The organism is Chamaesiphon sp. VAR_48_metabat_403, from assembly GCF_031422475.1.
Classification (GTDB): Bacteria; Cyanobacteriota; Cyanobacteriia; order Cyanobacteriales; family Chamaesiphonaceae; genus Chamaesiphon.
In genome coordinates, this window is the sequence record NZ_JANPLS010000491.1 from 1 (window position 1) to 10384 (window position 10384).

Here is a 10384-nt window from a genome sequence, read left to right on the forward strand (position 1 = left end):
AGCAATTTCAGTTATTTATTATTTTAATATATGCCCTTAGCTCTTTCTATATCTTTGTTACAGTAATTATAACTTCAATTTTGTCGATCGCTAAAATCAGGCTATTATAGATGGTTTAGCATAGCAAGTTCGGTAGAACCAGACTATCTATGCTAGCTGGCTAGCACTGCATCAGCAAAAGCAGCGCAGCCTTAACGGTTTAAATCGATTAACAGAAATAGTCTACAGCGATGAAACTCTACTCGAAATATGCGATTTAACCTTCGCACAACTACAAACAAATGCAGAATCGATGCTCTCTGAAATAGATAAAGAGATCGCTAATTCTGAAAAAGCACTATCGAGAATCAATCTATTATTCACGAAACACGCAGAGCTTCCAGAAGAAGATATCATCGGTCATTCCGCAATCGCCTATCTAATTAGACATGGTTGTAAGATCGAACCTAAAATCGAATCTAATGAAAAGTTTAAAAAGTGGTTTATAACCAAGCTCAAACGAGTACGAAGATTAGAAACTCAACTATCATGTCATTTTCCCAGAGGGCGAGATATCCAAAACAAAGCTTTGACAAGCTGCTTAGAAACCACAAACAGAGACGATTTTACTGACAATCTAGAATATCTGTTGTGGCGCAATCCGATCTCTCGGAATCCACCGTCGCTGCCTCATCCGATTGAGTTTAATACTAATACAGATCTCCGCTGGCTCAAGCTCTATCGCAAGCAGTATAAATGCAAACGTACAGCCACAGGGGAATCGATCGACTCTATAGAATTAACTCAGCGATTATTCGTTGAGTTCAACGGATTAACCAAAGGAACTAATTATGTTTTCGAGGTTTATTGCGATCGTCGCCAACTATCTCTATTTCAACGGTTTGTCAAGGATTATCAATTGAATTTAAAACCTAACGATCGAGATGACGATCGACAAGAAAAATATTCATCAGGTCTATTTGTTCTTCGCTCTGCCCACCTTCTATGGGAACGGCAGGAATTCCAGGATCGCTATCGCCATAAGAGTCTAACAACTCAGACTGCAAACGAACCCTGGAATACTCACCAACTATATCTTCACTGTGCGATCGAAACGGACTTATTGACTGATGAAGGTATGAGTAAAATTCAACAGCAGAAAATTCAAAAAACTAGCAATACTATTGCCAAACAATTAAAAAATGAGAATCCGAGTATCAATCAACAAAAAAGTCTCAAGAAAAATCAAACTTCTCTAGCTACACTCAACAGATATTTGCCTATGTCCAGTAGCCAGATCGAGAGAGTTAATCCTCAAATTAGCGTTGGCTTAATTTTCGATCCAGCAAAACCAATTTACCTAGCTGTTGTCGATGTAGCAACAGGAAAAACTATTGCCTGTCGTAGTACGAGACAACTATTGGGGGATAAATACCCACAACTCAGCGAGTATCGCTTAAAACAGCAGCACAACAGCAATTATCGCCGAAAACAGAACCAACGAGGACAGTTTCATCAACCTACCGAATCGACCCAAGGAGAACATCTAGATCGACTTTTGGCAAAAGCAGTAATTCAGGTTGCTCAAGAGTTCAAAGCAGCCAGCATCGCCCTACCGCCTGTAAATAATAGCATTGAAAAAATTCAAAGCGAATTAGAAGCCGATGCGGAGGAAGAAAGCCCCGAAGATATTGGAACTCAACAAAAACGTACTCGCAAAAAATCAGTGGTTATTCATAAATGGAGCTACAACCGTCTATCAAAATATATTAGAAGTAATGCTGCCAAGATCGATATTGCTGTCGAAATGGGAGCTTTACCTTCCCCAGGCACTCCTCCCCTACAAGCTACGGCAATCGCCATGAGTCCTTACAATTTCAGAAAAAACATCAAAAAGTGATGTCGATCGCGCTTGCCACAGAATTTGATATAATGTAATTGCGCCTCGATCGATGCTCTGTGAGCCGATCGATCTGAGAAAAATGGGTGAGTTTGACCATCTAACGGTGCTGCTTTCCGACCCTGGCATTCTGTCCGCCCTTTGTGCTGCTTCTCATGGACTTGCGAAAGCTTGTCGGTGAGAGGGAAAGGTTATATTGAAAAGTCTCGTCTTTCTAGTATGACATAGCCGCGCGACCACGCAATATAGGGTTCAGCTTTTATTTATAGAAGTAGAGACTTTCCTCTAGCGACAGTGCCGAAACGATCCCGTGCGAGGGATATCTACCTAAATTTTGCTACTTGACAAACCTATAGCGAGGTCAAAAACACTAGAAGGTCTGCCAAATGCTTGAATCTCATACACAGCCTTGGTTTTCTTGTTTGGCTAACAAATTTTCTTAAAGTTTGAGAGAGACAACTGCACTACTCGCGACAGCTTTGCCAAATGCTGTCCCACAAACTTTGATTACCAAGCGTTTGAGATCGTTGGAGTTACAACACTCCTTCTGACTGAAGGTAGTTTGAAAGATCAGTATATATACAGTTTGGCAATCGAGCAGTTAAGGTTACAACACTCCTTCTGACTGAAGGTAGTTTGAAAGATAACGTTATTACCGATCGTCTTCTTTGTAGGTCTAGTTGCAACACTCCTTCTGACTAAAGGTAGTTTTAAAGGCTTTTGCAAGTTCTAGATTTACCCCGCACCTTTCGACCAAAGCTATAGCTGTTGTTAGGTTCTTTCGCAGCAGAACGCAGGTTTAATGTGAATTTTTAGGTAGGTTGAGAGGAATGTCACCTTCCCAATCTTTGAAAGATTACGACTGAAGATATCAATAATTATCTGAAATAAATTATTTTGTGGCAGAAGCTAATTAAAACTGAAATTTGACTGCGATCGAGTCGGTCAGATTTACATCAAAAAACAACAATCCGCTCTTGACAAGGGTTTAGAGCGGATTTTGGACATTAATTATGTAAAACTGACAAATATCTATGAAATGTACAACTATCTAATCTAAAAAGCGGGAGATGGGACTCGAACCCACGACGTTCACCTTGGGAAGGTGACATTCTACCACTGAATTACACCCGCAAACTCTAGCTATCTTAACACACAAAGCGATCGATAGACCACAGACATCATGATTCGATTCGCTTACGATAGATGAAAATTGAGGTAATTTACTTCAATGCTGAATATCATCAATCATCGGTCGCTCGTTATGAATAATCTGCATCGAGTCTCGGTGGCTGCGCCACCGAACGTCAGTATCATCGCACATCGAGGTAAAACAGCTACGGTTAAATCTGAAAATACAATTGAAGCTTTTTTAAAAGCGATCGAAATTGGAGTTTCCCAGATTGAATTTGACGTACGGATGTCTCAAGATGGCTACTTAATTAGTTATCATGATTCATCGATCGACGATATTGAAATTGGCGATCTGCAATATCATCAATTGCAAGCGATCGCCAGAAGTAAGGGCTTTGAGATTCCTTTATTTGAAGATATCCTCAAACTCTGTCGCGATCGGATCGGGCTGGATATCGAGCTTAAAGAAGAAGGCTATGAAGATCGAATTGTTGCACTTACAGCTAAGTACCTCAACTACTCTAACTACGTCATTAAATCTTTTAATGATGCTTCCGTGAGGAAAATTAAAGATTTAGATTCGCAGATCGAGGTCGGGTTATTGTTAGGCAAAGTTACTGGTAAGTTTCCGTTACTCGGTATTTTAGCTCAGTTTTTTCCTGAATATAGAATCTTGAAAACTGGAGCAGATTTTGTGGCTCCACACTACAGACTGCTGAAGTTAGGGTTTTTATGGCGGATGAAGCTGCTGCAAACAGATGTTTATGTCTGGACTGTTAATGACGAACGTCGATTGTTTAAGCTGATTGGCAATAAATATGTTGCCGCAATAATTACCGACAAACCAGAATTAGCACTCAAAATTCTCCACTCGCAATTGGTGGGGATAGGGGGATAGGGGATGAGGGGACGGGGAGACGGGGTGATGGGGAGTGTGGGGAGAGGGAAGTTTTAAATCCAAAATCCTGTCTTGTCTCGCTAAACCGTCGGGGAACAGAGGCGTGCGCGAGCCGCAAAATCCAAAATACTTCTTACTCCCAACTCCCAACTCCTAAGAATTTGGGGCTGGCTGGAAACCAAAGATGCGGGCATAAAAGGCAAATTCATCAGTCAGAGCGCGTTTGATATTTGCTGCTTGACGAAAGCCATGTTGCTCGTCGGCGAAGGTGACATATTCGACGGGAATGCCTTTGGCTTTGAGGGCATCTACCATCATTTCGGCTTGATTGGGCGGGACGACTTTATCTTCTAGACCTTGGAAAAAAATGATGGGACAGGACAATCGATCGGTAAAATAGAGCGGCGATCGATCGCGATAGATCGGTGAATTATCTGGATCTGGTGCGACTAATCGATCGAGATAGCGCGATTCAAATTTGTGGGTATCTTTGGCGAGCGCGATTAAATCGCTCACGCCATAATAACTCGCACCTGCTTTGAAAGTATCTCCAAAGGTGAGCGCGGCTAACGTAGTATAACCCCCCGCACTGCCTCCAGAAATTGCCAATCGATCGCCATCTGCCAATCCCTGTTTGACTAGATAGAGTGCGGCATTTGTGCAATCATCGACATCGACAATGCCCCATTTCCCATCGAGGCGGTGTTGATACGCTTTACCATAGCCAGTACTCCCACCATAGTTAACATCGACAACGGCAAAGCCGCGACTCGTCCAATATTGAGTTTTAAGGCTGAGTTGGTTAGAAGCCGCTGCGGTGGGACCACCGTGACTTTTAACTAGCAGGGGTGGTTTTTCGCCCAGGAGTGGTTGGTAATCGCGATTGGTGGGGGGATAATAGAAGGCGTAGGCAGTTTTACCATCGGTAGTGGGGAATTCGATCGATTGGGGAATCGATAGATAGCCGGGATCGATTTTGACTCGATTGGAACGTTTGAGGACTTCGCGGGATTCTGTCAGGAGATCGATGGCGATAATCTCATTTGTTTGGGTTGTTGAAGCGGCACAGCAGACGAGTAAGTTGTCAACTGCACGCACGCTGGCAATGTCGGTATAAGGTACGTGAAGGGGGGTAAAATGGCTGCTGAGGGTGTTGATCAGTCCCAGATGCCAAACTCCGTTCTGGCTGTAGGTACAGACGATCCGATGTTTGCCGACTAGTGCGTAGGTAGACATCCCAAATACCCATTGGGGCAGGCTAAATTCGGCAGCTAACTCGTAGATGGGCGTAACTTTACCATCGCACCAAGAGTACAGGTTGCCCCAACCCGTGCGATCGCTGACAAAATACAGGGTATCATCAGATAACCATTGGGGTTGAAAAATGGTTTCATTGGCACCGCCAGCAATCGAAGTGGGTGCGGCAAGATAGCCATTACTGACATTTGCCATTTGGAGATTGGTACCATCCCAAGGTAAATTGGGATGATTCCAGCTCAACCAGGCAAGTTTAGTGCCATCGGGACTCAATCGGGGTGCGGCATAAAAATCACAGCCGCCTACCAATGTCGATACGTGGTGTGGTTGAGTTAGATTAATACTGACGATCGTATTTAATGGCTCGAAATCTGCCGAGTCGTGTTCTTGTTGAACGCAAATCAGTCGATTCAGATGAGTATCGATCGTTAAATCGGCATAGCGTTTTTTGGTGTCGTGAGTGAGTTGAGTAACAAGCTTGGGATCTGGCGATCGTAAATCTTGAATGTAGAGACAGTTATCGCTATTGTTACTAAAATATACTCGCCCATCAAGGACTGTATAGGCTGCACCACCATATTCATGCACGCGATTGCGAACGTTGTATTCTGGCGGCGTGATATCCTCGATCTGCCCATTGGCATCGCGCCTAACAATAACACTGCGCCCAGCTTCTTGGGGACGAGATTCCAGCCAATAAATATCCGTTCCATCTAAAACGATCGAATTCAAACCGATACTATCAGCGACGATTGCATCGGCAGTTATCGGTGATTTCCAAGAACCAAAGGGAGCGAGTTGCATAGTGGCAAGCGATGTAAAGTTTAGTAGCGCACGCGAAAATTTCGCCGGGTGGAATCGTCAGTACCATCTAGCTGGCACGATCGGCAAAATAGTACCGACATTAAACTCACTTACCTGGATTTTAACCGATCGTGTCGAAACCTCAGCCCCCAACTATTGCCTATCAACCAAAATTTTTCGATAGATTTATCTCGATTCGATCGAGACTGTGGATCGGGATAAATATCCGCTGCCAGGGCTTGTAAAAAAACTGGATTCACCACACCCAGTAATGACTTAGCGATTGGGGCGATCCTAGCCCCATCGCTATGCAAGATCGAGATGACCTACCTGAAGACCGAATTGCCATGACAGCCCCCAGAGCTATTTAGCCGCTAAAATTGCGGTATCTAGCCGATGGAAGTTGTTTCTGGAGACAACTTTCTAGCAAGCGGACTTGATAGACTTGCTGAAATAATCCTGGATTGAGAATTAATTTGTACTTGCGCTGAAATACTGGCTGACTCAAAAATGCCGACCAAGGAAAAGGGACTTTAGGTGTTTCGCCGCTAGACACGATCGTTATGTGTGGGTAAATTGGACTGTTTGACGAGCACTTTCGGCAAATTGAGAGTTAGCCAGAAAGAAAATTCTGCTAGTAGTTAATTTAGTCGCCAGCGGTGATGTAGATCGTTGCCGAAGATGTCAATTCCCATAGCTTTCTTAATTTCTCATACTTACTCGCTCGATCGCATCCGCCATTTATCCATGTGTGAGTGGCGACCGCGTTAAAATATATGTAGTTATTTATCTTTAAATTTGCAATCGTGGTTGTTACTTCTCCTCCTGGCAAAATTATCTCTTATCCGGCTCCAACGATCGATCGTGCCGAACTAGCCTTACGCTGTGCGCCATTTCATCTGGCTCTATTTGCCAAGCTACGTTGGGAGAGTGTCTCGGTACCTAAATTAGCTGGCGATCTCGGTGTCAAATCTGGCTATACTCGCTATCCCCTCTCGGAGCTGAGTGTCGAAACAGCCACCAATTGGCTGATTCAAGTGGGCATGTTGCGGCGGGAAGTGGACGGACAAGGTTTAACAGATAGTTTTCGGTTGACACCATTGGGTTTAGAATTAGTCGAAAAATGGGAAGCGGCTGGCGGCAGATTACCACCAGCAAGTATCTTCGATCGCATCGGTAATTGGCGCGCGCGCTGGTTCCGCCTCCCATTCTAATTTGGTCGAAGTTCACATGCGATGCGCTATCTCTAGTTGAGATCGATCGAACATCATTTATGTTCGTTCGTGGAGCGTGCCGTAGGCAATCGCGTTCATTTTACTCGATATTCGCTCTTTCTAAGATTTACAAGTTATGATAGATGAAGAAAAAATACTAAGTATAATACATAAAATTGACTCTCTTCATATAGAAGATCCTACGATTTCTCTTTGGTGGAATAAATTAGCTCAGGTATTATCTGAAAACACGAAAGAGACAATTAACTTTCTTGACTCTTGTAATGATGAAAATGTCGTAAATAATATCTCTGCTGTTTTTGATGATATATCTGCAAATCTTCAAAGTCAGGAATTTATAAAATGTCTAGATAGATTAGAAAATAAGTTTCCTAACTTATTGCTTCATCCTATGATTGAAGTCGCCATAGATGTTATTTTTGATTGAATTATAGACAAGACATAGGGTGAGCATTTGCCTACAGACAGACCATTTCAATTCAATAACTTTGGCTTATTTCATATTCTTAAATTCCAGGGGATCGATCGAGCCAATCCAGCAAAGCAGAAACATCAGAGAAGCCTAAAAACTCCTCACCCAAAGCTTCTAACTGTTCCGTAGATAAAACTTGAATTCGATTTATTATCGACGAATCTATTTCCCCAAACCGTCTATTTAACAATCTATTTAAAAATCTTACAGCCTCCTTCTGTTCACCTTTCTGTTCACCTTTTTGTAAAATATCCTGATAAATAACAGACTCTTGCATAATATCCTCGCTTAATAATTGCCGAATCAAACTCTTCTCAAACCGCAACCCCGCCAATATTTCAGTATAACCTGCCGTATCTTGCCTGTTCTGCCTCTCCTCTATTTTAGCAACCTCGTTAGCCACCTGCGATAACAAATCTCGTGGAGAGTCAGTTTGACACAAGGGAGCTAATGGTAATAAAGCCTGATTCCCTAAAAATAAACTTGCATCCTGCTCCCACATTCGTAATGCGCGATAACGATGAGTAGTTGTCTCATCTACATATTCTTGCATCCTCGCAATTGGCTCGTCCGTTTCCTGTAAAAATATTACCACCTGCAAGACGGGACATTTATATTGGCGTTTCAACCTCACAGAATAATCCAACATCCGAAAAGGAATCCCTGGTTTAGACAGTGTTAGGGTTTGAAACTCAATATGTAGAATCTGACTGGAAGTTTGAATGAAAATCACCGAATCAGCACGAATCGGTTCGATACTCAACTCGGTTTTCAATACTTTAATATTTCTAGCCTCATCACCAGTCAACCATCTGACAAAATCTGCTGGGTATTTTTCAGCTAGCAGTTTACAGACATTATCAAAACTCATCGATCTTTAATTGTCATGATAAATTATCTCTATATTCGGTCATATTACCACGATCGCCTCCAACCTTTGGGTAACATTGGGATTCAGTCAAAACACCACTTACTCCTTACTCAAAAACAACAACGCCAATCCTACCAAAAAGCCAATAATCAGCCCCGAAAAATGACCGACAATGCTGGTATGTCCGTTGGTGAGATCGAATACTAACTGAAACCCGACGCTAAATAACACCGCCTGAAATTGTCGCCCAGCCGCAGCAACTTTGGCTTGTCGCCACCCCCGCAGGTGAATCGCCCCCATTGCGCCCAACATGCCCATAATTGCCCCAGATGCGCCGACAGTAATCTGGTGTTCTGCAATCCAGCGAGTATCGATATAAGTAATTGTCGCCATCGAACCCAGCCCAGCAATTAGATACGCTAGCAGATACCGGAAACTCCCCAGTCGATATTCGACAAATTTACCCAGATACAGCAATGCCACCATATTCATCCCCAAATGTAAGATGCCCATGTGAAGAAAATTAGCCGTAATAATTCGCCACCATTGCCCATCGAGCACCAATGATGCGTCTAACCCACCTAACGGGATGAAGGTAAATTTTTTATCTCCCGATTTATATTGCCATGCCAATTCCGCACAGAAAATTAGCACATTAATCGCGATTAATAAGTTGGTAACTGGAGTGCGGGCATTAACAGGCGTTTGGACGTTGTAGCGGGCATCTTGGAGGATTGCTGCTTCGATTTGGGCGATAGATTCGCGATCTAAAGAACTCAGTTGCGTCAAATCTGGGAGCGGTTGAGATAGTCGCCAATCGATATCGTGTTGAATGCAGCGATCTTGAGTCGTCTGGCGCAGTTGGGTTAATGTTGCCGTTCCCGTTTCGATTTTACCTGCGGCTAATTCTGCCGTACCGATCCAAAATTGATGGATATCGCTAGAATATGTCGAGAGTAGATTTTGACACGACTGAGTGACGGCATCGATCCGCCCACAATAGGCGAGGAGATACATTTTGAGCAAATTTAATTGCTGATTATTAATGAGCCGATCGCGATCGAGTTTATTTACCTCTATAATGCACCGATGTAGATCTCCGGTTTCGGCTAGTGCCCGGACGTAATAGACTAAAGTATTACCCCGATCGAGATCGCGATCGGTTGTCAGTCGCCATCGGAACCAAGTAATATACTCCGACCATCGATCGGTCGCACGATATAATAAAGCAGTTGCCGATCTGCCAATGGCTGTCGGCGATGATAACTTCTGCTTGCGTCGAGTCGGATCTACTTTGACAAGGGCTGCTGATGACGACGACTGCGGTGGTAATGCTGCTGGTTGATATCGATCGAAGATCTGATGCGCTGTTTCGATTTGTCCCGCCTGCGCGAGGGCAATCCCCGCGAGTAAATGATGGTAGTTCCACATGCCATCTGTCGGTGCCAACCATCTTACCCATTTGGCGAACCGACTGGCGGCTAGATATTCAGATTTATCGACTAGCGATTCTAGTCGCTGGAGCGAGAACATCGGGATTAACACCGAGATAATCCACGCGCCAATCCCAATCTTTACCGTCAGATCGGGCATGAAATACCAACTCATCGTATCCGATGTTTGTATACTGGCCAACTACATAATCAACTGCAGTGTGAAAGCCTTCCGTGCCCGGGTAACGGCCTTTCAGTTTATCATCGGCAAGAAAAGCAATGTTCGTTACGACGAAATCATCTGCCGGGACGAGCGCAACCCGAGGGAAATCTGGAGAAGAAGCAAGCAGCGGCTCGAGCAGGGCGGGCGCTGTTATGTGGCGCGCCGCAAGGTTGAGGAG

At 43.8% G+C, this 10384-nt stretch carries 10 protein-coding genes and 1 tRNA gene; 6 read left to right on the forward strand and 5 right to left on the reverse strand.

All coding sequences use genetic code 11. From position 1 onward, the window contains the following. The first annotated feature begins 145 nt into the window (after positions 1-145). Positions 146-1879 carry a type V CRISPR-associated protein Cas12k gene (cas12k, locus tag RMO79_RS23195; RefSeq protein WP_310485641.1) on the forward strand — a complete coding sequence of 578 codons (1734 nt, stop codon included), beginning with the start codon at positions 146-148 and terminating at the stop codon, positions 1877-1879. A 1062-nt stretch (positions 1880-2941) separates the two neighbouring features. Here the strand turns inward: cas12k and RMO79_RS23200 are convergent. Continuing rightward, positions 2942-3013: transfer RNA gene (locus tag RMO79_RS23200), tRNA-Gly, on the reverse strand. Positions 3014-3143: 130 nt separating this feature from the next. Between RMO79_RS23200 and RMO79_RS23205 the strand changes: the two genes are divergently transcribed. After that, on the forward strand, positions 3144-3911 hold the full coding sequence (locus RMO79_RS23205; RefSeq protein ID WP_310485631.1) for a glycerophosphodiester phosphodiesterase: 768 nt from the start codon (positions 3144-3146) through the stop codon (positions 3909-3911). A gap of 153 nt (positions 3912-4064) precedes the next feature. Here RMO79_RS23205 and RMO79_RS23210 read toward each other — a convergent pair whose 3' ends face one another. Further along, complete coding sequence (locus RMO79_RS23210) at positions 4065-5972, reverse strand: S9 family peptidase (RefSeq protein WP_310485632.1); 1908 nt, start codon at positions 5970-5972, stop codon at positions 4065-4067. Between the two features lies 1 nt (position 5973). Here RMO79_RS23210 and RMO79_RS23215 point away from each other — a divergent pair, with 1 nt between their 5' ends. Then, a complete protein-coding gene (locus tag RMO79_RS23215; RefSeq protein ID WP_310485633.1) occupies positions 5974-6156 on the forward strand; it encodes a hypothetical protein in 183 nt (60 codons plus the stop codon). Between the two features lie 183 nt (positions 6157-6339). Here the strand turns inward: RMO79_RS23215 and RMO79_RS23220 are convergent, their stop codons facing one another. Continuing rightward, positions 6340-6528, reverse strand: a complete 189-nt coding sequence (locus RMO79_RS23220; RefSeq protein ID WP_310485634.1) for a hypothetical protein — start codon at positions 6526-6528, stop codon at positions 6340-6342. Between the two features lie 247 nt (positions 6529-6775). Here RMO79_RS23220 and RMO79_RS23225 point away from each other — a divergent pair, with 247 nt between their 5' ends. Then, positions 6776-7186 (forward strand): Npun_F0494 family protein, encoded by a 411-nt coding sequence (locus RMO79_RS23225; RefSeq protein ID WP_396136664.1) that lies wholly within the window; start codon positions 6776-6778, stop codon positions 7184-7186. A 136-nt stretch (positions 7187-7322) separates the two neighbouring features. Beyond that, positions 7323-7634: a hypothetical protein gene (locus RMO79_RS23230; protein ID WP_310485637.1), complete on the forward strand. Its 312-nt coding sequence runs from the start codon at positions 7323-7325 to the stop codon at positions 7632-7634. A 79-nt stretch (positions 7635-7713) separates the two neighbouring features. Here RMO79_RS23230 and RMO79_RS23235 read toward each other — a convergent pair whose 3' ends face one another. Further along, positions 7714-8550, reverse strand: coding sequence for an Rpn family recombination-promoting nuclease/putative transposase (locus RMO79_RS23235; protein WP_310485638.1), 837 nt, complete (start codon positions 8548-8550; stop codon positions 7714-7716). Positions 8551-8649: 99 nt separating this feature from the next. Continuing rightward, complete coding sequence (locus RMO79_RS23240; RefSeq protein WP_310485639.1) at positions 8650-10158, reverse strand: rhomboid family intramembrane serine protease; 1509 nt, start codon at positions 10156-10158, stop codon at positions 8650-8652. Here RMO79_RS23240 and RMO79_RS23245 point away from each other — a divergent pair. Beyond that, the coding region (locus RMO79_RS23245; protein ID WP_310485640.1) for a hypothetical protein at positions 10142-10384 on the forward strand (243 nt) is incomplete at its 3' end. The genes RMO79_RS23240 and RMO79_RS23245 overlap by 17 nt on opposite strands.